Annotated in this window: 22 protein-coding genes; 13 read left to right on the top strand and 9 right to left on the bottom strand. The window is 65.6% G+C overall.

From position 1 onward, the window contains the following. The first annotated feature begins 135 nt into the window (after positions 1-135). The 5 genes from EV641_RS07365 (at position 136) to EV641_RS07385 (ending at position 4,542) form a co-directional block, all read left to right on the top strand. A complete protein-coding gene (locus EV641_RS07365; RefSeq protein WP_158289134.1) occupies positions 136-723 on the top strand; it encodes a DUF3558 domain-containing protein in 588 nt (195 codons plus the stop codon). Between the two features lie 36 nt (positions 724-759). Continuing rightward, positions 760-1,095 carry a hypothetical protein gene (locus EV641_RS07370; RefSeq protein ID WP_132471311.1) on the top strand — a complete coding sequence of 112 codons (336 nt, stop codon included), beginning with the start codon at positions 760-762 and terminating at the stop codon, positions 1,093-1,095. Between the two features lie 77 nt (positions 1,096-1,172). Then, on the top strand, positions 1,173-1,943 hold the full coding sequence (locus EV641_RS07375) for a hypothetical protein (protein ID WP_132471312.1): 771 nt from the start codon (positions 1,173-1,175) through the stop codon (positions 1,941-1,943). A gap of 54 nt (positions 1,944-1,997) precedes the next feature. Further along, entirely contained in the window at positions 1,998-2,948 is a 951-nt protein-coding gene (locus tag EV641_RS07380) for a hypothetical protein (protein ID WP_347238226.1), read from the top strand. Between the two features lie 55 nt (positions 2,949-3,003). After that, a complete protein-coding gene (locus EV641_RS07385; RefSeq protein ID WP_132471313.1) occupies positions 3,004-4,542 on the top strand; it encodes a hypothetical protein in 1,539 nt (512 codons plus the stop codon). Here the strand turns inward: EV641_RS07385 and EV641_RS07390 are convergent. Beyond that, a complete protein-coding gene (locus EV641_RS07390; RefSeq protein WP_054713179.1) occupies positions 4,526-5,572 on the bottom strand; it encodes a zinc-dependent alcohol dehydrogenase family protein in 1,047 nt (348 codons plus the stop codon). The two genes, EV641_RS07385 and EV641_RS07390, sit on opposite strands and share 17 nt — an antisense overlap. 115 nt (positions 5,573-5,687) lie before the next feature. On the opposite strand from EV641_RS07390, the gene EV641_RS07395 reads away from it, so the two are divergent. From EV641_RS07395 to EV641_RS07410, 4 genes are read left to right on the top strand one after another with little or no spacing between them, the layout of a single operon-like run. Beyond that, a complete protein-coding gene (locus EV641_RS07395) occupies positions 5,688-7,187 on the top strand; it encodes a DUF3375 domain-containing protein (RefSeq protein ID WP_199233172.1) in 1,500 nt (499 codons plus the stop codon). Beyond that, positions 7,184-7,780, top strand: coding sequence for a DUF4194 domain-containing protein (locus EV641_RS07400; protein WP_054713178.1), 597 nt, complete (start codon positions 7,184-7,186; stop codon positions 7,778-7,780). The genes EV641_RS07395 and EV641_RS07400 overlap by 4 nt, the downstream gene beginning before the upstream one ends. Next, positions 7,777-11,085, top strand: a complete 3,309-nt coding sequence (locus tag EV641_RS07405; RefSeq protein WP_132471314.1) for an ATP-binding protein — start codon at positions 7,777-7,779, stop codon at positions 11,083-11,085. Before EV641_RS07400 ends, EV641_RS07405 begins: the two co-directional genes overlap by 4 nt. 20 nt (positions 11,086-11,105) lie before the next feature. Next, complete coding sequence (locus EV641_RS07410) at positions 11,106-12,212, top strand: DUF3322 domain-containing protein (protein WP_241996921.1); 1,107 nt, start codon at positions 11,106-11,108, stop codon at positions 12,210-12,212. A 9-nt stretch (positions 12,213-12,221) separates the two neighbouring features. Here EV641_RS07410 and EV641_RS07415 read toward each other — a convergent pair whose 3' ends face one another. The 3 genes from EV641_RS07415 to EV641_RS07425 form a co-directional block, all read right to left on the bottom strand. Further along, positions 12,222-13,580 (bottom strand): permease prefix domain 1-containing protein, encoded by a 1,359-nt coding sequence (locus tag EV641_RS07415; RefSeq protein WP_132471316.1) that lies wholly within the window; start codon positions 13,578-13,580, stop codon positions 12,222-12,224. Beyond that, a complete protein-coding gene (locus EV641_RS07420) occupies positions 13,580-13,939 on the bottom strand; it encodes a PadR family transcriptional regulator (protein ID WP_054713176.1) in 360 nt (119 codons plus the stop codon). The genes EV641_RS07415 and EV641_RS07420 overlap by 1 nt, the downstream gene beginning before the upstream one ends. A gap of 85 nt (positions 13,940-14,024) precedes the next feature. Beyond that, positions 14,025-14,813 carry an IclR family transcriptional regulator gene (locus EV641_RS07425; protein WP_054713175.1) on the bottom strand — a complete coding sequence of 263 codons (789 nt, stop codon included), beginning with the start codon at positions 14,811-14,813 and terminating at the stop codon, positions 14,025-14,027. Positions 14,814-14,849: 36 nt separating this feature from the next. Between EV641_RS07425 and EV641_RS07430 the strand changes: the two genes are divergently transcribed. The 4 genes from EV641_RS07430 to EV641_RS07445 all read left to right on the top strand — a co-directional run bounded on the left by EV641_RS07430 (position 14,850) and on the right by EV641_RS07445 (position 19,439). Next, entirely contained in the window at positions 14,850-15,674 is an 825-nt protein-coding gene (locus EV641_RS07430) for a fumarylacetoacetate hydrolase family protein (RefSeq protein ID WP_132471317.1), read from the top strand. Next, positions 15,671-16,612, top strand: a complete 942-nt coding sequence (locus EV641_RS07435; RefSeq protein ID WP_132471318.1) for an acetaldehyde dehydrogenase (acetylating) — start codon at positions 15,671-15,673, stop codon at positions 16,610-16,612. The genes EV641_RS07430 and EV641_RS07435 overlap by 4 nt, the downstream gene beginning before the upstream one ends. Beyond that, positions 16,612-17,640, top strand: a complete 1,029-nt coding sequence (gene dmpG, locus EV641_RS07440) for a 4-hydroxy-2-oxovalerate aldolase (RefSeq protein WP_132471319.1) — start codon at positions 16,612-16,614, stop codon at positions 17,638-17,640. Before EV641_RS07435 ends, dmpG begins: the two co-directional genes overlap by 1 nt. Before the next feature lie 371 nt (positions 17,641-18,011). Then, the gene (locus tag EV641_RS07445; RefSeq protein ID WP_199233179.1) at positions 18,012-19,439 is read left to right on the top strand and encodes a stealth family protein; all 1,428 of its coding nucleotides are present in this window, start codon (positions 18,012-18,014) and stop codon (positions 19,437-19,439) included. A gap of 9 nt (positions 19,440-19,448) precedes the next feature. On the opposite strand, the gene EV641_RS07450 is transcribed toward EV641_RS07445, so the two are convergent. From EV641_RS07450 to EV641_RS07470, 5 genes are all read right to left on the bottom strand, one after another. After that, on the bottom strand, positions 19,449-20,369 hold the full coding sequence (locus tag EV641_RS07450; RefSeq protein ID WP_132471320.1) for a phosphodiesterase: 921 nt from the start codon (positions 20,367-20,369) through the stop codon (positions 19,449-19,451). A gap of 209 nt (positions 20,370-20,578) precedes the next feature. Further along, on the bottom strand, positions 20,579-22,057 hold the full coding sequence (locus EV641_RS07455; protein WP_054713174.1) for a sodium:solute symporter family protein: 1,479 nt from the start codon (positions 22,055-22,057) through the stop codon (positions 20,579-20,581). 19 nt (positions 22,058-22,076) lie between these two features. Next, positions 22,077-23,105 (bottom strand): 2-oxoglutarate and iron-dependent oxygenase domain-containing protein, encoded by a 1,029-nt coding sequence (locus tag EV641_RS07460; RefSeq protein ID WP_132471321.1) that lies wholly within the window; start codon positions 23,103-23,105, stop codon positions 22,077-22,079. Beyond that, the gene (locus tag EV641_RS07465; protein WP_132471322.1) at positions 23,102-23,860 is read right to left on the bottom strand and encodes a hypothetical protein; all 759 of its coding nucleotides are present in this window, start codon (positions 23,858-23,860) and stop codon (positions 23,102-23,104) included. The genes EV641_RS07460 and EV641_RS07465 overlap by 4 nt, the downstream gene beginning before the upstream one ends. After that, complete coding sequence (locus EV641_RS07470) at positions 23,857-25,827, bottom strand: 5-oxoprolinase/urea amidolyase family protein (RefSeq protein ID WP_132471323.1); 1,971 nt, start codon at positions 25,825-25,827, stop codon at positions 23,857-23,859. The genes EV641_RS07465 and EV641_RS07470 overlap by 4 nt, the downstream gene beginning before the upstream one ends. Position 25,828: the final 1 nt, after the last annotated feature.

The following is a 25,828-nucleotide window of genomic DNA, read 5'->3' on the forward strand; positions in this document are numbered from 1 at the left end:
GTGACGTTCGCAAACCTGGTGGCTCACCACTGGGTTTGCGAACCTCACGTTTGCATTGCGAGCTTCCGGTGACCCGCTCGCGTGGCAGCCACTGTGCTAGCGTCTCCCCCGGTATTCAGCGGATCGGGGGGTCGCGTGGGCGGGTGGAAACGTGTCGCGGGGAGCATCGCTCTCACCGCAGCGACAACGGCGTGCGGGACCGACGCACCACCCCCAGATCCACCGAGCGCAGCCGAGACCGTCACCTCGACGACGCGCACGCCCCGCGTCATCGACGAATCCGGCCGGCCGGCGATCACTTTCGATCCCTGCCTCGACCTCCCCGACGACGTGCTCGCCGAAGCGCAATACGATCCGAAGTCGAAGCGCCCCTCGGAGTATCCGATGGAGGCTTACAGCTTCCTCGGCTGCCGATTCAAGAGCACTCCCTCGGCCTTCGACGACGATCGCCTGAGCGTCCTGGCGGGAAACGTCACGCTGGAAGAGGAATGGGAGAAGAACAGCCCAATCTCCACCCACACCGACGTCAACGGACGCGACGCGCTGCTCCGGCTTGATCCGAACAACAAGAACACCTGCACGATCACTGTTCGAACCGAGTTCGGAATGGTGATCTTCAGCCGGACACGCTTTCCTGATGACGCGCGCAGGCTACCGCTCGACGAATGGTGCGGAGATCTCGACCGGACGGTCGCCCTGTTCGAACCCCATCTGGACCACTGAACCGCCACACCCGAGCCAGTCGAGAAAGGATCCCGGATGAGCGAGTTCGTCCGACTCGAACCACATGTCATCGACGAGATCGTCGCAATCTGTGGGACGGCAATCGAAGCGCTGAAAGAAGCGAGAGTTATCGCGAAGGACCTCACCGATACCCGAGGCTTCGGGGAGTTCGAGTCGGCGCAACAACTCGCCGCCGGCTACGCAAGAAAAGCAGCCGGGACCCCGGAATCGGCCCAGGAACGAGTCGACCAATTCATCGACGCCTTCACACAACTGCGGGACGCCTTCGCTGCCGGCGGCGAGGCGTTCCTCGAGGCCGAGCTCGACTGGGTCCGCCGGCTTCAGGCGATCGATCCCGGCTCTGTCGTCTGACCGAACAAACATCGGATCGATCACGCCTCGCGTGTCATCACCGGGGGCAATGACGTTCTCATGGCAGTCTGACCTGCATGCATGCGTACGACGAAGGGTTCGAGCCCCCGACAGCCTGTGCCGACTGGTGCCGTCTTCGCATGTACGACCTGCAGGTCCTCGATGACGGAGTGACCGTCGATCTGAAGTGGTGGAACGACCATCTCAAGGACGCCGGACACGACATTCGGCTGCGTGGACGCAATCTCGATGGGCGCGTCGTCACCAGCGGCAAGGCCGTCGTCCCCCGCAACGACCTGCGCCTGGGCAGTGAACTCGTCCAGACCGATCACGACGGTCTGGGGCTGCTGTTCCTGTGCGCGGCCTGGCGCAGCGCTCACGCGCGCCGACGCTCGGCGCGCCGGTTCCCGAACGTCTTCGACGCCCACGCACCGTCCGGACGCGACCCTCTCGGCAAGATCAAAGGCGTCCTCGATTACTGCGCGAAGACGAAGTCGCTGCCCGACAATTCCCGACTCACGTGGTTGGGATGGCCCGACACCCCCGGTGTGGGAGTTCCGCTGTTCGCGACATTTCTGTGGGCCGTGGATGTCCACACCGATGCCGGTCCCGCGCAGTTGCTCGATCAGCACGGAGTGTCGACGCTTGTGCACGAGGGTTGGTTGGAGGATCCCGCGGTCGCCGATTTCACGTTGCGTCGCTACCTCCGCTACGTGGGGCTCCTCAGCGGGTGGGCCGAAAAGATCCGGACCCGGCCGGAGCTCGTGGAGATGTGGCTCGTCGAACGGTGGGATGCCCGGATGGCCGAGGTGCGCGACGGCTCGCATGCGACCCCGCGCCTGTTCTGAAGTTGTCCACAGGCGCATATTTCATCCACAGATTCGGCAGGAACGCGATTTTCGATGCCCACGCGGCTCGTCGAGCGGGAGTATCCGCTCATGTACGAACCACGGGGACTCACCAGGAAATCACTCGCCGCGACGGGCATGTCCGAGCACCACATCGGTAAGGCGTTGCGCTCGGGCGAGCTTGCCTGCATCGCTCACGGACTGTATCTGTGGCGCAAGGACTTCGATGCGCTCGGACCGGTCCGGCGTCACCGCGTGCACGCGCGACACATCGCTTCCGGTCTGGACACCGACGAGGCGATCAGCCATATCTCGGCCGCGGTGCTACACGGCATCGACGTGTGGGACGTGCCGCTGCGCCGCGTCCACGTCTCGCGTCCTCCCAGCCGCAGTGGCCGTGTGACGTCCGGTCTGCACGCACACACCACGAATTGGGACGACGGGGAGATCACGCAGGTGCTCGGCGTTCCGGTGACGTCGGTTGCCCGCACCGTCGTCGACCTCGCCCGGACTCTCCCCCGCGACCAGGCCATCGCCGTCGGAGATGCGGCACTGCGTTTCGACCCGCGGGCTGCAACGCAGATTCCCCGCGTGCTCGAGGCGTCCCGCTGCCGCTACGGGCTGGTGTCGGCGGCGTCGGTGTTGCAGTTCCTGGACGGCCGTAGCGAGAGCATCGGCGAGTCGCTGTCGAGGATCCGGATACACGAATACGGCCTGCCCGCCCCCGACCTCCAACGCGAACTCGTCACTTTCGACGGTCGACGTGTTCGCGTCGATTTCTACTGGGAAGACCTCGGGGTTGTCGGAGAGTTCGACGGCCACGAGAAGTTCACCGAGCCACAAGACCTCATCGACGAGAGGCGGTGGGAAGACGGGCTGCGCGACCTGGGTCTCGAGGTCGTCCGCTGGGATCCGGAGGAGTTGGAGACCTTCGAGGTGGTTGTGCGTCGGTTCGAGCGCGCTGTCGCCCGGCACCGGATGTGGGCACTCGATCGAGCGCAATAACGCCACCGTTTCGGCCTACAGTCGAGGGGGCGACGGGGACCCGATGGATACGACGATGATTCGCACGCGCTGGTGGCCGTTCGCGGCGACCACGGTGCTGGTCGTGCTCCTGGCCTGGACGGGAGTGATCCCCACCTGGCCGGGCCTGGTGCACCTGGTGGCGTTGCCTCCGCTGGACATGTTCGCTGATCTGCGGGTGCTGCTGGTGGCCACCGATTCGTGGCCCCAGTTCCTCTTCCTGCTCACAGTTGTCGGTGCGTGCAGGATCGCGCTGCTGGCGTGGCTGATGGGCGGCATACACCGCTGGCGTCTCGCGCTGACCTTCTACGCGATCGCGTTCGCACCGATCGCCCTCGCCGCGTTCTCCGCCACTGCGTCGTACGCGGTGCTCTACTCGCGGATCTTCTGGCCTGCCGTCACCCTGATCGCCGCGATGGTCCTGATCTTCGGCCCGGTGCCGTGGCAGGGCGCCGACACGCTGCTGTCGTCGATGGCCCTGGCATGGCGACGTGGATTGCGGGTCGAGGTGATGATTACGTACTGCGCGGCGATCGTCCTGCTCGGGGCTGTCGCCGATATGTGGTCGGCGATCCCGTTGGTTCCCGTGTCTGCGATGGTCACGCTTGTTGCGGTACGCATGATGGAGCGTCCGCCGGTTCGCCGGCCGCTTGTGGCGCTCGCTGCAACCGTCGCGGTGTTCGCGGCGTCGTGGACCGTCTTCGTCGCGACCCGCAGCTACGACACACCGGAGCAGGGGCCGAGGCAGGCGGGGTCGTTGCTGATCCTGTCGGGCATCAACTCGAAATCCGGGCGTGGTGCGATCCACGCGACAGACGTCCATCGGCTCGGATACACCTGCGATCAGGTGTATTACTTCTCGTATGCCGGGCCGGGTGACGGACAACCGCAACGCGACGCGACGTGCCCGATCCGGACGGGCGCACCGTATGAGCCGGGCGACACCCAAGTCGCGTTCGCACGGCAGGTCGACCTGTTCGTCGAGCAGGCCGAACCGCTGCCACGACCCCTCGTCGTCGCGGCGCATTCGCATGCGGCGTGGGTGGTGTGGGATGCCGTCGCGGCCGGGCGGGTCGAGGCGGATGCGCTTCTGCTCGTGGGGCCGTTTGCGAGTACACCGCTCGGCTATCCGCCGCCGGGGGTGCGCGCGCCGAGAGCGGTACTCGGGGATCTGCTGCGCTGGGCAGCCCCGATCACCGACCTCATCCACTTCAACTTCGACCCCGACACCCCTGCGGCTCGCGACCTGCTGGCGACGGCGGGAGCGGCAGAGGCGATCTTCGCGCAACCGATGGACGCCCCTGCGTTGTCGTTGACGTCGACCACCGATCCTCCGCTCATGCCCCACGGCCGGCGCTTGAACGTCGAACGCAATGGGTGCCCCGCACGGGTCGCACACCCGCACCTGCCGAAGTCGCCGCAGTTCGAGGACGCCGCAATCCGGTTCTTGAATCTCCGGCCGCCCCCGCCGTGCCCGGTCTGGCGAGATTGGGGTGCGGTGCTCGCGCAACCGTTCGGACCGCCGACCCCGCCCCACGCCGACGTGGCGCACGAACCCCTTACGACGAGGCCGTGAGCAACACCTTGAGCGCACCGGTCTCACCGGCACGGGAGAACACGTCGTAGGCCTCCTCGAACTGATCCAGCACGAACCGGTGCGTGATCATCGACGAGGTGTCGAGCCTGCCGCTGTCGACCAGCCCGATCAGGGTCGGTGTCGAGTAGGTGTCGACGAGACCGGTGGTGATGGTGAGGTTCTTGATCCAGATGTCCTCGAGGTGCAGGGTCGCGGGCTTTCCGTGCACCCCGATGTTGGCGACGTGCCCACCGGGCCGCACCAGCGCGACCGCCTGCTCGAAGGTGGACGGGATCCCGACGGCTTCCATGGTGACGTCGGCACCGAGGCCGCCGGTGAGGTCGCGGACGATCGCGGCGACGTCGTCGCGGCCACTGTTGACGACGACGTCGGCGCCGAACGATCTCGCCGCATCGAGTCTGCTGTCGGCGAGGTCGACGGCGACTATGTGACTGGGACTCATCAGCTTTGCCGCGAGGATCGCGGCAAGCCCGATGGGTCCGGCGCCGATGATGACGACGACGTCCGCCGGTCTCACCTTCCCGTTCAGCACCCCTACCTCGTAGGAGGTCGGAAGGATATCGGCGAGCATGAGCATCTGTTCGTCGCTCACCCCGCCGGGGACGCGGTGGGTGGAGTTGTCGGCGAACGGCACGCGCACCTGCTCGGCCTGGGTGCCGTCGATGAGATGTCCGAGTATCCAGCCGCCACCGCCGAGGCATTGGCCGTAGCTGGTGTCGCGGCAGTAGCGGCAGCGTCCGCACGCGGTCACGCAGGAGACCAGCACCCGGTCGCCGGGTGACAGGGTCTGCACGCCGGGGCCTACTTCGACGACGGTGCCGACGGCTTCGTGGCCGAGGATGCGGCCGTCCGTCACCTCGGGGACGTCACCACCGAGAATGTGCAGGTCGGTTCCGCAGATGGTGACCGCATCGACGCGCACGATCGCGTCGGTCGGGTCTTGGATGTGTGGGTCGGGGACGTCTTCCCAGGCTCGCTTGCCCGGTCCGTGGAACACCAGTGCCTTCATTGTCTCGGCCCTCCCGCCGATAGGTGTGGTCCAGGATCCAGGGTGTCATCTCCGGGAAGCGGCTGCTACAGCAATTGGTCCCGAGTGGGCGGGGATGTCGGTGTCATGTGCCAGCATGGTCGCGATCACCGAAAGGAATGCCGTGTCCACAGCCGATCTTCACCGCCTGGTGCGCCTGCAGAAGGAACATCAGGCATGGTCGTTGCTGCGATCCGACAATGCCGCCGTGGTACTGGCGCTGTTGGGCTCGCATTTCGATCACGGCACGCGACGCGTCCCGGCACCCGACCTGTTCGGATTGCTCGACGCCGACCTTCAGATCCTGCGCGACGAAGGTTTCGATCTTCCCCGTACCGGCCAGGCATACTGCGCCGACTGGGTGCGCGCCGGGTATCTGCTGCGCCGCGCCAGTTCCGATACGCGCGAGGAGACGCTCGAACCCACGGAGTCGACGTTCGCCGCGCTCACCTTCGTGTCGGGGCTGACGAGCGCCACCAGCTCGGTCACCGAATCCCGCCTGACCACGCTCGCTGGGCAGTTGCAGGCGCTCGCCCGCGACTCCGATCCGCGCAGCGAAACACGGCTGGCAGCGTTGCGGGCCGAACGGGACGAGCTGGATCGGCAGATCGCAGCCGTCGAATCCGGCGAATTCTCGGTGCTCGATGGCACACGGGCGGCGGAGCGCTCCAGGGAGATCCTCGCGCTGGCAGGCGAGATCCCCGGCGACTTCGCGCGGGTCCGCGCCGAACTCGAGGGTCTCAATCGGGAGCTTCGCGCTCGCATTCTGGACGACGACGGCGAGCGCGGAGACACGCTCGGCGAGGTGTTCCGCGGCGTCGACCTGATCGGCAGCTCGGACGCGGGGCGAAGCTTCACCGGTTTCTACGACATGATCATCGACCCGGAGCGCTCGTCGCAGATCGACGAATGGATCGACACCGTACTTCAGCGTCCGTTCGCGCAGTTGCTCGACCTCGAGCAACGTCGGCGGTTCCGGTCCTTGCTCAGCGAGATGGAAGAATCCGGCAGTGAGGTGCACGCGACGATGACGTCGCTGTCGCGGTCACTGCGGCATTTCGTGCAATCACGCCACTACGAGGAGCATCGCCGTCTACAGCGACTGCTGCGGACCACCCAGCAGCACGCTCTGCAGGTGTCGGAGCTACGCAAACCGTACGACCAGCTGGATCTCGAACTGGTCCGGATCGGCATGAGTATCGATTCCGTCGCCGCACTGCAGTTGCACAACCCGGCCGACGACCTGGTTGCCGAGCCCGTGGTGTCGAACACGACGGGCGAGGTCGATCTCGACGATCTGCGTCGCATCGTCCGCGAATCCGAGATCGATATGGACGAACTGGCAGCCAATGTAGCCGCGACGATGCGTGCCCGGGGCAGCGCGACGATCGGCGAGGTCCTGTGCGACCACCCGGCGACACAGGGTCTGGCAAGCGCCGTCGGTCTGCTTGTCCTCGCGTCGGAACACGGGCATCGTGTCGACGGCACCGAGAGTATCGAGTGGACGTCTCCGCGGGGCGGGACACGTGTCGCGACGGTGCGACGCTATCTCTTCGATCCCACCGATCCCACTTTTCCGGAAGCGGGGGTGTCATGAACAGTTCTCCAGGGCTGTATCCCGGCGACACCGGAGAGCTCGACCTCGACGCACGACGCGCGCTCGTGCAGCTACTCAAGGGCCCGCTGATCACCGCAGCCAAACATCCCGAGGTGTGGCGCACAGTGATCCGCGACGAGAGGGTCCTGCGGTCGAGACTCGCCGACGTCTTCCTCGACCTCGTGATCGACGAGGACGAACTGCTCGCGTTCACGCGGCCGGCGGACACCGGCGACCACAAGACCCCAACGGTGCTGCGGACGGAGCGACTGACCTTCATGGACACCGTGATGCTGCTGACGTTGCGGCACCGGTTGCTGCGCGCACAGCCCGGCGACCGTGTCATCGTCGACTTCGACGAAGTCGTCGGGCAGCTCGAGATGTATCGCGCCGCGACGAGTACCGATCCCGTTGGGTTCCGCCGGCGCGTCAATTCATCGTGGGAAAAGCTCAAGAAATACTCCTTGCTGGCGCCCACCTCCACCGAGGGACGCATGGAGGTCTCCCCGGTGCTGCGGCAGCTGTTCGACGCAGACCAGGTCGCCGCGGTAGAGGCGGAGTTCCGAAGCATCGTCGAGGAGAACGAGTCGTGACGGGCCCAGCTATTCATCCTGGCCAATTCCGCCTGGCGCGTGTTCAGGTGGTCAATTGGGGCACGTTGCACGGTCACCACGATGTTCCGGTGGCACGCAAGGGTTTTCTCATCACCGGTGCGTCAGGGTCGGGTAAGTCCACGTTGATCGATGCGATCTCGACAGTGCTCATGCCCGGCGGCAGCGTGCGGTTCAACGCGGCCGCGCAGGAATCGGCTGCCGGTTCCGGCCGCAACTTCGTCAGCTACATCCGCGGCGCGTGGCGCAGAGAGGCCGACAGCGACACCGATGCGCTCACGGCGTCGTATCTGCGGACCGGCGCGACGTGGAGCGCGGTCGCGTTGACGTACCGCGTCGGCGACGACACCGCACCGGTGATGTTGGTCAAGCTCATGCATCTCAAACGGGGGGCCAACACGAACAGCGATGTGTCGCATCTGCATCTGATTCTCGACGGCGACATCGAACTCACCGAGTTCGAACCGTTCGTCACCCGCGGAATCGATACCCGGGCGATTCGTAAACACTGGCCCGACGCCGCTGTGAACCCGAGTTACGCACCGTTCGCCCGCACCTTCCGCACCCGACTCGGCATCTCGTCGGAGGCTGCACAACGCCTGCTGCATCGCACCCTGTCTGCCAAGAGTCTCAACAGCCTCGACCAGTTGCTGCGCGACTACATGCTCGACGAACCCAGCACATATGCCATCGCGGAGCGCGCCACCACCCAGTTCCGCGACCTGCGGGAAGCGCACCGCGTGGTCGTCGACGCGCGACGCCAGGTGGAGATTCTGGATCCGCTTGTCGGTCTGGCCGTCGCCCGCAGCAGCGGTCTACAGGCACAGCACGACCTGCAAGACGAATCGGACCATCTCGATGCGGTCCACGTCGAGATGACCGTGCAACTGATCTCCGAGCGACTCGACGAGGCGAAAGCACAGACCGGGCTTCTGCAGGCCGCGGCCGACAAGACGACCGACGAAGCCGATCGTGCCGCCGAACGCACTCTCGATCTACGCGTCCGGCTCGAAGGTTCGGGCGATGGCCGTCTCGCTACCCTGCGCGCGCAACGCGACACCGCCGCCAGCGACATCGATCGTGTTGGTCGGCAGCGCACACGATTCGACTCGGCGCTTGCCGTGTGGGAAGCATCGCCTCCCGGCACCGCCGACGAATTTGCGCATCTGCAGGCCCAGCTCGACACGGAACTCCGCGACATGGATGCGACGACCGAGGGGCGCCGCGCGGAGCGGCACGAGGTGATCGGCGCACTCTCCGAACTCCGCACGCGTACAAGAAGCCTGGTTGCCGACCGCGAAATGCTGGCGAAACGCCGGTCCAACTTGGATCCCGCTCTGCTTCGTGCTCGCGAGTTGGTGTGTTCGGCGGCAGGGCTCGGCGAGGACGTACTGCCGTTCGCGGGTGAGTTGATCGAGGTGCTCGCAGATCACTCCGCATGGACCGGGCCGATCGAACGTGTACTGGGCGGATTCGGTCGTACTCTGCTGGTGCCCGACGAGCTCCATCCGAGGGTCGCGGCCGCGATCGACGCCCATCACCTCGGTACCCGAGTGGTGTATCGACGGGTTCGAGCCGCCGCGACGCCGCCGGATCCGCCCAGCACCGCCGACGGTTCTCTCGTGCGCAAGATCGACGTGCGCGCGGGTTCCCTGACCACGTGGATCCGGCATCACCTCGCGGAGCGTTTCGACTACGTGTGCGTCGACACCTCCGACGAACTGCGGCGGGTGCCCCGCGGGGTGACCCGGGCCGGGCAGGTCAAGCACGGCGGCGACAGGTTCGAGAAGGACGACCGTCGCAGGATCGACGATCGGAGCCGCTGGGTTCTCGGCTTCGACAACGAGGCGAAACTCGCCGGTCTGCGCGACCGTATCGCAGCGGCCGAGCAAGAGATTTCCGGGCTCGAACGACGCGAGGAAAGTCTCGATCGGGTCGAATCGGAGATTGCGCGGCGGCGGCACGCTGCAGCGACGATCCGTGAGATTTCGTGGGCGGACATCGATGTCGAGTCCGCCGAAAGCAACCTCGCGACGGTAGACGAGCGGCTGCAGCAGTGGCTGCAGAGCAGCGCCGAATACGCGGCCCTGACCGTCGACCTCGAACGCGCCGAACTCGAGGGGCGAGCTGCACGCGAGGCGCAGTCGGCGGCACGGGCGAAGCTCGACACGCATCGCGCCGAACTCGATGGCCTGCAGAAGCGGCTCGATGACGCCTGCAACGATGGTGCAGGAAGTGTTCCCGATGCAGTCGCCAGTCGGATTCGAGCACGGTTTTCCGCAGCCGTGCGCCGAGTGACCGCCGACAATATCGACCGCACCCTGCATACGGTAGGACGCGCGATCGGCGAGGAACTGCGCGCCGCGGGGCGGACGACGTCCGACGCCGAGCAGGCGATCACCCGCATCCTCATCGTGTATCTCGCCGAGTGGGAATCGAGGCGGGCCGAGATGCGGCCGGACGCCGAGTACGTGGACGATGCGCTGGCTGTGTTGGCGCGGTTGCGCAACGACGGTCTGCCCGCGTATGAGGACGAGTTCTTCCGCCTCCTCAGCGATCAGTCGCATCGCAACATCGGCGAACTGACACGAGCGATCCAGAAGGCTGCGGGTGAGATTCGGTCGCGCATCGAACCGGTGAACGAGTCGCTGCGACGCTCGCCGTTCGATACCGACAGGACGCTGCGGATCGACGTCAAGGACCGTCGCTCCCCTGCCGCGTCCGAGTTCCTCACCGAACTGGTCGGGATCGTCAGCGGTTCGTGGAAGGAGGAGGATCGCACCGCAGCGGAGCGGCGATTCGATCGGATGGCTGCGGTTCTCGAACGTCTGGATTCCGGGGAGCCGGCGGATCTCCGTTGGAGAAACCTTGTGCTCGACACACGCCTGCACGTCGGGTTCATCGGTGTCGAGGTTGATCCTGAAGGCCACGACACCAACTATCACGATTCGAGTTCGGGGTTGTCCGGCGGGCAGGCGCAGAAACTGGTGTTCTTCTGCCTTGCGGCCGCGCTGCGGTATCAACTGGCCCCTGCCGGCGCGGAGTTGCCGCGGTACGGAACGGTGATCCTCGACGAGGCATTCGACCGTGCCGACCCTGCATACACGCGGCGTGCTCTGGATGTGTTCACACAGTTCGGGTTCCACATGGTGCTCGCGACACCACTGAAGCTTCTGCAGACACTCGACGACTACGTCGACGGTGTCGCGACAGTGAGCATTCGAGACAAGAAGTACTCGCAGTTGGCCTTGCTACCGATCCGCGACGCCGGCGAGGCTCAGCCGTGAAGTGCGTGCCGCCGTCGGCTGTGGCCGGTAAGGCCCGGACCACCTACACTCACCGGCGTGGAAGGTGGGTTGCAGAGCCAGAACTCGGCGGACCGGATAGCTTGTCGATCGCATTGCACCCACCGGCCGAAGCTGCTGTCGCGAACGATCCCGACGCTGTCGTGGCATGGGTCCGCTCGTGGCATGCGTATTCCGGACCCGGCACCGTCGAGTGGGAGCTGCGTCGATGGCGAAGCTTCGGTCGCCAGGAGGTACCGGTTCGTCTCGTGTTGCGTGGCGCCTCCGAAATCGCCGAGGCCGCCGGACGCACACCCGAGTGGCGTACCGTCACCGCCCGGCGACAACATCTGACTGACGTGCTCGCACCGGGCACGTCGCTGCTCGCTGCTGCGATCGCCTCGACACACTCGAAGTGGCTCGAAATGGACGAGGAGAACTTCGCACGGCTCGTTGCGGTCGTACGGTGGTTCTCAGACAACCCGGGGTCAGGCATGTTCATTCGTCAGTTGCCGATTCCCGGAGTCGACACGAAATGGGTGTCGCGCCATCGCGGCACGGTCGAGGCGTTGCTCGAGGGTGTGCGCGGCGATCGCGACCTCGGGGTGAGGGCACTGCCCCGGATGTGCGACGTGGCAGTGTGTGACCGGTCGCTGCTGCCGTCGGCTCCCCGAATCTTCGCGACGTCGATCCACGAGCTGTCTTCCCTGCCGGTAAAGCCTTCCACCACATTGGTGCTGGAGAACAAGGAAGGCCTGCACGCCCTGCCCCACCTTCCGTCCACGGTGGCACTACACGGAGGTGGGTATTCGGTGCACGAACTGGCCACCGTGCCGTGGCTCGCGGCCTCGGTCGTGGTGTATTGGGGTGATCTCGACACGCACGGCTTCGCGATACTCGATCGCTTCCGACAACATCTGCCGCACGTGCGCAGTCTGCTGATGGATTCGGCGACGATCGAACGCTGGCGCGAGCTCGCGGTGCCGGAATCGTCGCCGGCGAACCATGTCCCGCAGCATCTGACCGAACACGAATACAAGGCGCTCGCGCGGGTACGGTCGGGCAATCTGAGGATCGAGCAGGAGCGCATCCCGTGGCCGTACGTGGTCGAGCACCTGGTCGCACTCTGACAGGCCGACTCAGACGAAGCCGAACAAGGGTGGAATCGCGACGACCACCAGCGCAGCCCATGCTCCGTATACGGGCAGATACTGCACCTGCCACCGTTCGACAGCGCCGAATCCGCACCGCCCGCGAATGAATCGGATGCCCAGCCACGCTGCCCAGCACAGGTTGACCAGCAGTACCAGATTCAATCCGAGCGCGACTACCTTGTTCGCCGTGAAGCCGAACTGCACGATGCGCGTGAGCATGGCGACGAGCATCAGGACGTTGACGGCCAGCGCCGCCACCACGAGGACCATCTGAGCCACGTCGAACACATCGGGCAGCGCGTGGGGATCGCGAGCGGAGATGGCATACAGCAGCAATCCCAGAACGAGGACGAGGATCAGGTCCATCAGGATGAGCAGGTCCCGGTCGACGTCGAGAACGCTCTGAGACGAGACGAACGCGACGACGAATGCTGCGAACAACGCGAGCAGCATGAGGATCGTCAGCGGCGTGAAGACCCGGGTGAGCACGGGCGCGATGTTCTCGATCACCGCTTGCTTCGCCTCGACGAGCCACGCTGCCACCACCATCGCGCCCACCGGCGCGAACGGGAGGACCCACGCTTCGAAGAACCACCCGATGTCGATGTCCAGCGCCGCGAACGTTCCTGCCGTCAGGCCCATGAGCGCTCCCCCACCGAGCGCGAGCAACACCATGTAGACGATCCATTCGCCGGTGAACCGGACGAAGTCCATGCGTCGGCGATCCGAACGCCAATCACCGCCGGCGTACGCCGCACCGACCACGAGCCACAACACGATCGGGGCGTGAATCGCCGCAATGATCTCGGTGTCTCCACCATGGTCGAACGGGTAGACGTTCAACACCAGTGCAGTCGCCACGAACGGCGCTGCCAGTGCCGCAATCCCCGGAACGGTCATGTTCCGCTTCCACGCGAAGTATGCAACGAGGAACGGCAGCACCAGAACGCTCAGGCTGCGCATGAGCACCTGTTCGGGAAGCCATTCGGCCCCGGCCTTGATGACCAGCCCTGCTGCGACGGCGAGGGCGAGAACCACGCCGAGTTCACTGGGTCTGCGCCTGCCGTCGTCGTATGAATCGGCCGAGACCAGCACGAGTTGTTTCCACAACCGGTCGGAGTGTTCTCGTGCGAACTCCCGGGAGATGTCGTCGACGCTGCCCATCCGCCCCACAGCGACGAGAAATGCTTCGCTCGACGTGAGTCCCGCGGTCGACAGATCCGAAACCTGCTCTCGCAGATGTTCTTCCAATTCGTCGACATCGGATGTCGAGATCACCCGATGCCCCGAGACATATCCTCGCCACTGCGCGATCTGAGATTCGAGCTGCGCGTCGATGTCCATCACACCCACCCTTCTGCGGCCGGTGGCAGCACTGCGGAGTCCCACACCCGGTGCAGGGCATCAGCGACGACCGTCCACTGTGCGGCACGTTCGGCAAGCATGTTCCTGCCTGCGTCGGTGATCGTGTAGTGCTTCCGTCGGCGACCGTTCTCTGCGGTATGCCAGGACGCCGAGATACAGCCGGCGCGTTCGAGCCGATGCAGCAGCGGGTAGAGCATGCCGTCGGTCCATTGCATGCGACCGTCCGACAGCTCGTTGACGCGTTTGATGATCGCGTAGCCGTACGACTCACCCTCGGCGAGAATCCCGAGTACCAGGGGCGTGGCCGACGCAGCCACGAGGTCCTTCTCGATGAACATGACCCTCCTATACCTAGCTCTTCTAGGCATGGGCTGACCCTAGCAGATCTATGTACATAGAGCCTCAAGGCTTCAAGGGATTCGGTCAGCGCAACCGTTCACGTCGCCCGACGGTGCTGCGCAGCCCTTCCGCTGCCGCGCGCACCGCCGCGACGTGGGCTTCGGGAGTGAATCGACCAGTGGGGCCGGTGACGCTGATTGCCGCAATGACCTCGTCGTCGATCCCGAACACCGGTGCAGCCACGCATGTGATGCCCAGCGCCGATTCCTCCCGCTCGAATGCGACACCGGTCTCGACGACCCGTTCGAGCTGCGTGCGCAGAATTCCGGGGGCGACGATCGTGTGCGGCGTGCGACGGACCTTGGGCATCGACAGCGCTTCGTGGACGAGTTCTCCGTCCGCATGCGCCAGCAACGCTTTTCCGATTGCGGTGCAATACCACGGATTTCGTCCACCGGTCCGCGACGGTGACTTCGCCTGCCGGTGACCGCCGAGCTTCACCACGTAGACGACATCGAGTTCGTCGCGCACACCCAGATGCACGGTTTCGTGAGTGCGTTCGTAGAGATCCTGCAAGAACGGCATGGCCATCTCGAGCAGGCTGCGCTCGACGGAGGCCCGCATCCCCAGTTCGAACAGTCCCCCACTGAGGCGGTATCCGCCGTCGACCCGATCGAGCAATCGGTTCGCGACCAGCTCCCCGGCGAGGCGATGGACGGTCGCCTTGTGGAGTTCGGTGCGTCGGACGAGTTCGGCCAGCGGGAGAACGTTGTCGTCAGGCCGGAAGGCACGAAGGATCGTCACCGCCTTGCCGAGCACCGTGTCCAGATTCGCCGTCACGAAAACAGCGTATCGCTCAGTGAGACGAACCATTGTTTCTCGAGCCCTCGAAGCAGGACAGTAGAGGTCATGAGCAACCCCACGAACACCACCGCGGTCAGTGAGGCGGACATTGCCGCCGCAGCGGACCGCCTCGTGTCCGCCGCCGCGAGCGGCACCCCTACCGCTCCGATCCGCGACCTGATCGGCGAGAGCGACCTCGTCGCGGCCTACGCCGTTCAGCAACGTTTCAACGAGGGCCGCACGGAGGCGGGCGCCGTCATCGTGGGTCGCAAGATCGGCCTGACCTCGAAGGCCGTGCAGGAACAACTCGGTGTCGGTCAACCCGACCTCGGAGTGCTCTTCGACAACATGGCGTTCGACAACGGCGCCGATATCCCGATGGACCTGCTGATCCAGCCGAAGGTCGAGGGTGAGGTCGGGTTCGTGCTCGGCTCCGATCTCGTCGACGGCCCGCTCGACACCGCCCAGGTGCGAGGCGCCATCGAGTACGCCGTCGCCGCTCTCGAGATCTGCGACAGCCGGATCGCCAACTGGGACATCAAGTTCGGCGACACTGTCGCCGACAACGCATCTTCGGGTGTGTACGTCCTCGGCACCGAGCGCCGCACCCTCGACGAGATCGAACCCGTCGACGTCACCATGTCGATGGAGATCGACGGCACCGAGGTCTCCACCGGCAACGGCGCCGCCTGCCTCGGCGACCCTATCCAAGCCGTCGTCTGGCTCGCACAGACCGCCCGCGAACTCGGCCAGCCGCTGAAGGCGGGCCAGGTGATCCTGTCGGGTGCACTCGGCCCGATGGCGTCCGTCTCCGCAGGCAGCACCGTCTCCGTCACCGTGTCCGGCCTGGGCACCGTGACAGCCCGTTTCGTGGAAGGAAAGCAAGCATGAGCAAGACCAAGGTTGCGATCATCGGATCGGGCAATATCGGCACCGATCTCATGATCAAGGTTCTCCGCACCTCCGAGGTTCTCGAGATGGGCGCCATGGTCGGTATCGACCCCGAGTCGGACGGCCTCGCCCGCGCCGCACGCCTGAAGGTGCCCACCACGGCAGAAGGCGTCGAAGGCCTGGTGAATCTGCCGAACTTCGACGAGATCGAGATCGTGTTCGACGCGACCTCCGCGAAGGCGCACATCGCGAACAACGAGCGTCTCGCTCCGCTGGGCAAGCGACTGATCGACCTCACGCCCGCCGCGATCGGCCCGTTCGTGGTTCCCGCCGTCAACGGCGATGAGCACCTCGACGCGCAGAACGTGAACATGGTGACGTGCGGTGGCCAGGCCACCATCCCGATGGTCGCGGCCGTGTCCCGCGTCGTGCCGGTCGCGTATGCCGAGATCGTCGCGTCGATCGCGTCGAAGTCGGCCGGTCCCGGTACCCGAGCGAACATCGACGAATTCACCGAGACCACGTCGTCGGCAATCGAGACGGTCGGTGGCGCCCGCCGGGGCAAGGCCATCATCATCCTGAACCCGGCCGAGCCGCCGCTGATCATGCGCGACACGGTGTTCTGCCTCGTGGACGCCCCGGATCCGGCCACGCACGACGAGATCCGTCAGTCGATCGAGAAGATGGTCGGCGACGTCGCGGCATACGTGCCGGGCTACCGCCTCAAGCAGCAGGTGCAGATCACCGAGATCCCCGAGGATCAGCCGGTCGAGACACTGCTCGTCGACGGCAACCGCCCGACCCACCAGGTCTCGGTCTTCCTCGAAGTGGAGGGCGCTGCCCACTACCTGCCCGCGTACGCCGGCAACCTCGACATCATGACCTCCGCCGGACTCCAGATCGCAGAGCGGATCGCACAGAAGAAGGACAACGCCTGATGAGCAACACCACCGTCTTCGTTCAGGACGTCACCCTCCGCGACGGTATGCACGCGGTGCGTCACCGGATCACCCCGGCCGACGTCAAGCGCATCGTCTCCGCCCTCGAGGACGCGGGTGTCGACGCGATCGAGGTCGCGCACGGCGACGGTCTCGCCGGCGGTTCCGTGAACTACGGCCCGGGCTCGAACACCGACTGGGAGTGGATCGAGGCCGCGGCCGAGGTTCTCCGGAACGCCCGCCTGACCACGCTGCTGCTACCCGGTGTCGGTACCGTCCACGATCTGCAGCGCGCTTGGGATCTCGGTGTCCGCTCGGTGCGCATCGCGACACACTGCACCGAGGCCGACGTCTCCGCACAGCACATCGCGACCGCCCGCGAGATCGGCATGGATGTCTCGGGCTTCCTGATGATGAGCCACATGGCTCCGGCCGAGGAGCTCGCGAAGCAGGCAAAGCTCATGGAATCGTATGGCGCGCACTGCGTCTATGTGACCGACTCCGGCGGCCGGCTGACCCTGGGCGGTGTGCGCGATCGCGTCCGTGCCTACCGCGAGATCCTGAACGAGGGCACCGAGATCGGTATCCATGCTCACGAGAACCTGTCGCTGTCGGTGGCGAACAGTGTCATCGCCGTCGAGGAGGGCGTCTACCGCGTCGATGCGTCGCTCGCCGGACACGGCGCCGGTGCCGGCAACTGCCCGATCGAGGCGTTCATCGCGGTCGCCGATCTGTACGAATGGAAGCACGGCTGCGATGTGTTCAAGCTGCAGGATGCAGCCGACGACATCGTCCGCCCGCTGCAGGACCGCCCGGTGCGCGTCGACCGCGAAACCCTCACCCTCGGTTATGCCGGTGTGTACTCGAGCTTCCTGCGTCACGCGGAGGCGGCGTCGGCCCGTTACGGCATCGACGTGCGCACCCTGCTCCTCGAGGCCGGCAAGCGCAAGCTGGTCGGTGGCCAGGAAGACATGATCGTCGACATCGCGCTCAACCTCGTCGCCGAGCGCGAGGCCGCGTCCGCCTGAGGCAGTCGGCACAGTCGAGCAGAGGTCCCCGTCCGAGCTTCTCGGGCGGGGACTTCGCCGTGGGCGCCCCTGGGGGATCAACTTCAGCGAACACTCGTACACCAAACTTTGCTTCCAGCATGTTTCACCTGCGATTTCCCCCACTTCTCTCGGTGAACATTTGCGACTAGGATGACGTCCTAACGGAAATATTTCACCGAACGGAGCACTCCACGATCACCCAGGCACAGCCCTCGACGTCCCATGTCCCCGCGAACCCGGGTGTGGTGGCCACTCCCGCACTCGCGCCGATCCCGAATCGGCCACTCGATCCGATCTGGTCCATCGACCGGTACGCGCTGCCCATCACCACGACCACGCCGCACGAGGCGATGGTCGAGGACCTCCTGTTCATCCGGGATGTCCTCGACACGGCGGGTATTGCGTACACGCTGATCCGCGAAGAGGGCGACCGCCCCTGCCTGGCTGTCGATCGGGCCGACCGGAAGATCCTCGAGGCGAGCCTGGCATCGGCCTGTTCGGGCCAGCCGTTCTATTCGAAAACGCTGGGAAAGAAGGGACTTCGACCTGTCCTCGTAGCGGACGGGCGCCTGTCCCGGATGCGGAAGGCCCGCGCGTTCCGGCTGTATCGTCCGCGGGTGGAGCCTGTGAGCGGTCTACGGTACGGCGCGTCCAGCGGCGTGGGGATCGAGCTGTGGCGACGACGGGGCGACGAACTCGAACTCCCCGGCGCGAACGCGCTCACACGCAATACGGTGCTGCGCAGCGAACTGGTGTCCACCACCGTCGAGCGGTACGGACGGGTCTGGCCGACCATCGAGGGCATGTTCGACGCGCATCCGTCGGGCCTTCCGTTCGAGATCGATCTCGTCTTCTCGTGGGTCGACGGCTCGTCGAAGACATTTCAGGCCAAGCGCGCCAAGCTCATGCAGAGCTATGTGGTCGGAGAGGGAGACGACTCCCCCGCACGCTACCGGCAGATCAACGAGCTGAAGTACGCGCTTCGCTCGGTGAACATGTACGCCCCCTGGGTTCGCCGGATCTTCGTCGCGACCGATTCCGATCGACCCGAGTGGCTCGCCGACGACGACCGGGTCACTTTTGTGCGAAGCGAGGAGTTCTTCGCCGACCAATCGATGCTGCCGACGCACAATTCACAGGCCGTCGAGGCGCAGCTGCACCGCATTCCCGGACTGGCGGAGCATTTCGTGTATTCCAACGACGACATGTTCTTCGGTCGCTCGGTGGACCCCCAGGTGTTCTTCTCACCGGCGGGGGTCAGCAAGTTCATCGAGTCCGACATTCGGATCGGTCTCGGACCGAACCACAGCGAACGTAGCGGTTTCGAGAACTCGGCGCGGGTCAATCGAGGGCTGCTGCGAAAGCGTTTCGGGGTGACGATCACCCATCACCTCGAACATGCACCGGCACCGCTGCGTCGGAGCATCGTGGCGGAGATGGAGCGAGAATTCGACACCGAGTTCATGGCAACTGCAGGAAGTCCGTTCCGCGCAGTCGACAACATCTCGGTGACGAACTCCTTCTATCACTACTACGCGTTGCTGACGGGACGCGCGGTGCAGCAGCAGTCCGCCCGTGTGAACTATGTCGACACGACGACGCACTCGGGCCTGCGAGAACTCGATACGCTGCTCGCGAAGCGCAAGACCGACTTCATCTGCCTCAACGACGGCAGCGCCCCCGAGGTCGACCTGGAAGTGCGCACCGCGAAGGTCACGCAGTTCCTCGACCACTACTATCCGATCCCCGCACCGTGGGAGACCGCTTACCCCCGGTGACCGCCCCGGTCAGACGTTGAGGGTGAGCTCCGGATTCTCCGGGATTCTGACCCGCGCATCGGCGAGACGCTGCGCAGTCTCCTCAGCGGAGACGTGCCGACCGGCGGTGGCATAGCTGCCGGCCGGCACCACGGAATGCACGATGGTCTCGGGATAGACGTGTACCAGGTTGAACCCCTGCGCTCCGTCGCGACCGCGCTGCGAGTCGAACGGGACGTTGAGATCCTGGGTGTAGCACGTGGACGACGCCACCGACACCGGGATTCCGGCAAACGTCGCCGTGGTCGAGTAGTGCAGGTGACCCGCCAGAATTGCGCGGACATCCGAGTTGCGCACCACGTCGGCGAGCCCGGTCTGGTCTCGAAGTTCGACGAGCACCGCGAGGTCGAACACGCACGGCACCGGAGGGTGATGCAGTACGAGCACGGTTCCGAACGGAGCGGGCGCCTCGAGTTCGCTTCGGAGCCATTCGAGTTGTTCAGGGCTGATCTCGCCGTGGTGATACCCGGGTACGGAACTGTCCAGGGTGATGACCCGCAGGCCGTTGACGTTGTGGACCTGGTCGATCGGCCCGGAACCCGGGGCCTGGTCGAGCAGACGTTCACGGAAGGCGGCGCGGTCGTCATGGTTCCCCATCGCCCAGATCACCCGGGCGTCGAGTTCCTCCGCGACAGGTTCGACGAGCGCACGTAGCTTCACATAGGCATCTGGCTGGCCACGATCGGCGAGGTCGCCGGTGAAGACCAGGGCCTCGGGCCGAACCTGCGACGCACGGATGTCGTCGACGATTCGCTGGATGTGCGCGTCGCTGTCGACCGTGCCGTAGAGCAGTTCGGTTCCACCCACCAGGTGGGTGTCGCTGAGGTGCAGGAGGGTGTGCGACGGCCGCGGGTACTCGGCTACTCGCTCTGACTCGGCGGAGCCGGTCATGATCACTCGCTTCCGTTCGGCGACGTTTCAGGATTTCACGCCGACTTCGAGGCTAACCTCATCTGTTGTACCTCTCCAACACGACTGCCGCCCTCTCGTCTGGGAAAGATCCGGCAAACACCCGGTGACCAACCATGACCTGCGCAAACGCGCGGTCGGGACCCACCGGCACTACCGGTGGGTCCCGACCGCGCTTCGGGTGATTCCATCTACACCGCGATCAGTTCCTTCTCCGGGCCCGAGGTTGCAGCGGGAATCGGCGTCGGAGTCGGCCGTCGCACCAGCGCCACGCCCACGTACACCATGAGCGAGACGATCACGGCGAGGAATGTCGTCCACCCGTCGACGTCGGCCGACACCAGATCGTTCGGGATGTACAGCAGGGTGTTGTCGACGCCGTAGATCGTGGGTGTGAGGACGAAGAACCCGACGCGCACCCCGATACCGACGATCGCAGCCGCGGCGACGGCAACTCCGTCACCGCGAGTCCAGAACAGGCCGAGGATGAACGGCACCACCAGCGATGCAAGCAGCAGGTCGAAGGTGAGGGTGAGCAGGATGCCGGTCTGCGGGACTCGCAGTGCGACGATCGCACCGAGCGCCGCCATCGGGAGCATCGCCCAGCGAGTCGCCTTCATGACGTCCGACGACATCGCGGCGTGCTCGCCACCGACCCGGAAGATGTTGCGCACCAGCACAGTCGCGGTGGACAGCAGGATTCCGCTGATCGTCGTCAGCGACGCCGTGACGAGACCCGACAGGACGAGGATCGACAGCCACTGCGGCGTGTACTGGCCGAGCAGCACGTACAGGATCGGAGCGTCGGCTGCGCTGTCGCCCACGATGGAGACCGCAGCGAGTGCGACGAACGACAGCGGGACGCACAGCAGCAGGATGCCCGTCGCTGCGGAGAAGCAGGCGCGCTGCGCGGCATGCGGCGACTTGGCGGAGAACACGCGCTGCATCAGGTCGATGGCGACGAGGTTGCCGAGGCCGAGCGCGACGATCGTCGCCCAGTTGATCGCTGCGCCCTGCGCGGGATCGGTGAGCTGACCCAGGTTTCCGATACCGAGACCCTCAGGGCTGGAGAACCCGGGACCGGCCGCGACCCACACGAGGAGCGAGATGATCCCCACGACCATGACGGCGAACTGCACCATGCCGGTGTAGACACTGGCGAACATCCCACCGGCCATGGTGTAGGCGAGCACGAACGGGATGATCACCAGCACTGCGATCGTGTAGTTCAGGCCCAGGAAGTATTCGAGCAGGTAACCCAACGCGACCAGGTTGCCCGCGAGCAGGATCCCGAAGCTCACAACCGTGAGGACCGACGCGGTGATCTCGGTGCTACGCCCGAACCTCTGCCCGAAGTATTCGGGAAGGGTCACCACTCCGGTAGCGCGTAGCTTCTTCGCGAAGAACAGGCCCACGAGGAGCACACTCACTGCAATACCCAGTGGCATCGCAGCGCCGGCCCAGAAACCGAATGCGGCGGACAGGTCTGCACTGCCGAGAGTCGCGTTGGAGTCGATGACCTGCGACATGAGTAGGACCGCGATGACGGGCGCGCCCAGTGAGCGGCCGGCCAAGAGGAAGTTCCCGGTATCTCCGCGAACTTTACGAGTGGAATAGAAACCGGCCCCGAGCAGAACTACGAGGCACACGGCGACACCGGTGATGATCATGACAGCTCCATCGAGAAGGTCAGACGGCAGGAGCGCTGCGTTGGGCTTCGCGTCCGAGCGAGTAGAGAGGGCGTGCATTGTCGGGAAGAGCGATCTCGCCATCAGCGAGACGGCGACGGAGATAGACGAAACTCTGGGCGGTCTGCGCGAACAGGTGCTCGCCCGCTCGTACACCGTCGTACCGCGGACCGTCTTCGCCGACGAATCGATCCAGGGGTTCGACCCACGTGTCGTAGTCGACATTGAAGAAGAGCGGGAACGAGTAACGCTCTTCGGCTACCTTACGCACCCGATGTGACGTCGCTGTAAATATCCCGTTGGTCCAAATCTCCAGTAGATCACCGATGTTCAGTACGAACGCGTCGTCGCGGTACGGAACGTCGATCCAGGTGCCCTCGGCATTGACGACCTGGAGTCCCGGCGCCGTGGGCAGCAGGAGCGTGAACACCTCGTAGTCGGTGTGGGCACCGATGCCGGGCCGGTCATCGGCACTCGGGTCGTGCGGATAGTGGATCATCCGTAGCTGCGCCGGCGGTGTGGTGACATACCGATCGAAGAGATCCGGCGACTCACCCAAGGTTTCGGCGAAGGCGCGCAGGATAACTCGGCCGAGACCGAATATCGCGTCGTAGTAGGCGGTGACGGGGCCGGCGAAGTTGTCGAGCGCGGGCCACCGGTTGGGCCCGAGTAACGGATTGCCCGCGAGATAGTCCGGGTCGTCGGCCGAGAGATCGATCGAAAGGTCGTAGGCCTCTTTGTGATCGGGGGTGGCTCCCGCAAATACCTCCTCCCCCGCCGGGACATATCCGCGATGATTGGTGGAATTACCGATGTACACAGACATTTTCGTGTCGTCCGGTTCCGCAAAGAATCGCTCGGCTGCGTCCTTCAGCCCGTCGATCAGGGTGCGATCGATTCCGTGACCGATGATCTGAGCGAAGCCCACCTCGCGTGCTGCTCGGCCGAGTTCACCGACCACGGCGTCGCGTCCGTCGCCACCGGCCATGAGAGCGGTGACGTCGATGACCGGAATACTGGTGAAGGTCACGGGATTCTCCTGGATTCGAGGTCGAGTCGCTGCCAGTACCGCACGACGGGATTCCCGTCGAGGTCGTGGTCGCGAGTACCGATGCGGCCGCCGAACACCGGATTCAGGTGTGCACCGACCCGATACGGGAGGCTGGAGGCGGTGATGATCCACTGCTCGCCACGCACGACGCCGAGCGCGATCTCACAGTCGAGGAGGTCTTGTGCCGCGCGCAGGCTCGCGGCTCCGCGGATCTGCTCGTCCAGTGGACGGTCGAGCACATCGGTACGACCCCGGGCGAATGCGAAGTCGCCGCCCACCCGCACGAGGACGCCGGGTGCACCGGTGTCGAGGTCCTCGAGCAGGTACTCGTCGATGTCCTGCGAGGTGGCCGCGATCCGCCAGTGCTCGATGTAGTCCTCGAATATGCCCCGCTCGACGAGGGTGTCGTGGTCGAGCGCACTCAGCGCGCCGGCGTCCGGTGTCGGGCCTGCCGGGTGCAGCGCAACGGTACGGCCCCATTCGACGTGGTCGCCGTTGTCGAACAGTGGGCCGGCGAATCCGTCCTGATCAGCGAGCACGAGGAGGTCTCCGATACCCGAGCCACGAAGCGCAGGTGCCCCGATCTTCGGCAACGCGGCGGGCTGTCGAAGATCGCAGTACAGTGCGCGTCCCTGCAGCCAGGTGACACGGGTCGTCGTGTCGTCCAGGTGCTCCGGCTTCCTCAACAGCGTGCGCTCGAAACGGGTTCCCGAGAGCGCCGTAGCAATCGTCACGCGCCGCCTTCCTTCCACCGTGCACGCTCCTGCGCGAACGCCACGGACTGGATTCGCTGGAAGGCGTCGATCGATTCGGTGTTGTCCGCCAGGAACTTCCGGTGTTCGGCGAGCGAGAAGGTACCGTCGGTGATCTCCACTCCCCCACCGCGGCCCGCGGCGAGGTCGGCGCGCAGGTCGAGCAGTTCCTCGGGATCGACGGGGTACCAGGAGATCCGGTCGAAGAAGCGCAGAAGCCACGGGGTGCCGTCCTCGAACGGACCGGCCTGTTGTGGATGCCGGTGGTTCCAGACCTGTGTGGTGCGTCCGACGAACTGGTAGCCACCCGGGCCTTCCATCCCGTAGATGCACAGATACGCGCCGCCGATCCCGACCGCATTCTCAGGCGTCCAGGTACGTGCGGGGTTGTACTTGGTGGTCACGAGCCGATGCCGCGGGTCGAGCGGGGTCGCGACCGGCGCACCGAGGTAGACGTCGCCGAGCCCGAGCACCATGTACTCGGCGGCGAAGACGGTGTCGAACACGTCGGCGACGGCGTCGAGGCCGTTCATGCGGCGGATGAACTCGATGTTCCACGGGCACCACGGCGCATCGGAACGCACCCCGTGCATATAGCGCTGGATGGCTTCGCGCGTCGCAGGATCGTCCCATGACAGCGGCAGCCGCACCTGCCGGCTGGGCACCTCGAGTTCATCGCTGTCGCCGAGGGTGTCCTCGACGTCCGCGAGGTGGCCGAGCAGGGTCTTCACAGGCAGCACGTCAGGGTCGACCTTGACCTGCAGCGATCGAATGCCCGGGGTGAGTTCGAGCAGGCCGCGGGGGCGGTCGGCGTCGAGCCGCTGGTGCAGTGCGTGGATGCGGGCACGCAGACCCAGATCGAGGGTCATGTCGCCGTATTCGACGAGCACGTTGTCATCGCCGCTGCGCCGGTAGGTGACGGCGGTGTGGCCGTCGCGCCGGGCGAGCACACCGTCGTCACCATCTCCGCCCGCGGAAGTGACCAGCGACAACCCTGCGCGACGCTCGGTACCGAGTGCGCGGCGGGAGGCGACGCGCTCCGCACGCACCGGCACGAACCGGATCGTGTTGCCGGGGGCGAGCTGCCCCAGCTTCCAGCGGTCGGCGGACGCCACGGTCAACGGGCACACGAAGCCGCCGAGGCTCGGACCGTCTGGTCCGAGGAGGATCGGGGTGTCGCCGGTGAAGTCGAGGGCCCCGACGGAGTATGCGTTGTCGTGGATGTTCGACGGGTGCAACCCTGCTTCGCCGCCGTCGGTCCGGGCCCATTCCGGTACCGGGCCGACGAGTCGGACACCGGTGCGATCGGAGTTGAAGTGCACCTCGTAGTCGGTGGCATAGAGGGTGTCGATGTCGGCACGGGTGAAGAACTCCGGTGCGCCGTGCGGGCCCTCGGTGACCGCGATCCGCCAGTGTGTGGTCAGAGCGGGGATGTGCTCGGAGGGCACTGCGGCGCTCTGATCCGACGAGATGTCGCCGACGACGAGTACGTCACCGTCGCGGAGTGCGCGGCCCTCATGACCACCGAATGCTCCGAGAGTGAAGGTGGCTGTGCTGCCCAGGAATTCGGGTATGTCGAGGCCGCCGGCTACCAACACGTAGACACGCAGACCCGGCCCCTCGATCGTTCCGACGTCGAGCAGTCCGCCCGCCGGGACCGTGACCGGCCGCCACTGCGGCACGATCGCACCGTCGACGCGCACCGTGACCGGGGCGCCCGTCACGCACACCACGGTGTCCTCGGTGAATCGCAGGGCCGGACCGGCCATTGCGGATTCGAGGCCGGAGGCGCCCTCGTCGTTTCCGAGCGCGGTGTTGCCGAGACGGAACGACAGGTCGTCCATCGGTCCGGACGGCGGCACACCGATCTGCCAGTAGCCGGCGCGACCCGGGTAGTCCTGGACGGTGGTGAGCATTCCGGGACGCTCGACGGTGATCTTCGTGGTCATG

It is taken from the genome of Rhodococcus sp. SMB37 (assembly GCF_004345605.1).
Lineage (GTDB): Bacteria > Actinomycetota > Actinomycetes > Mycobacteriales > Mycobacteriaceae > Rhodococcus.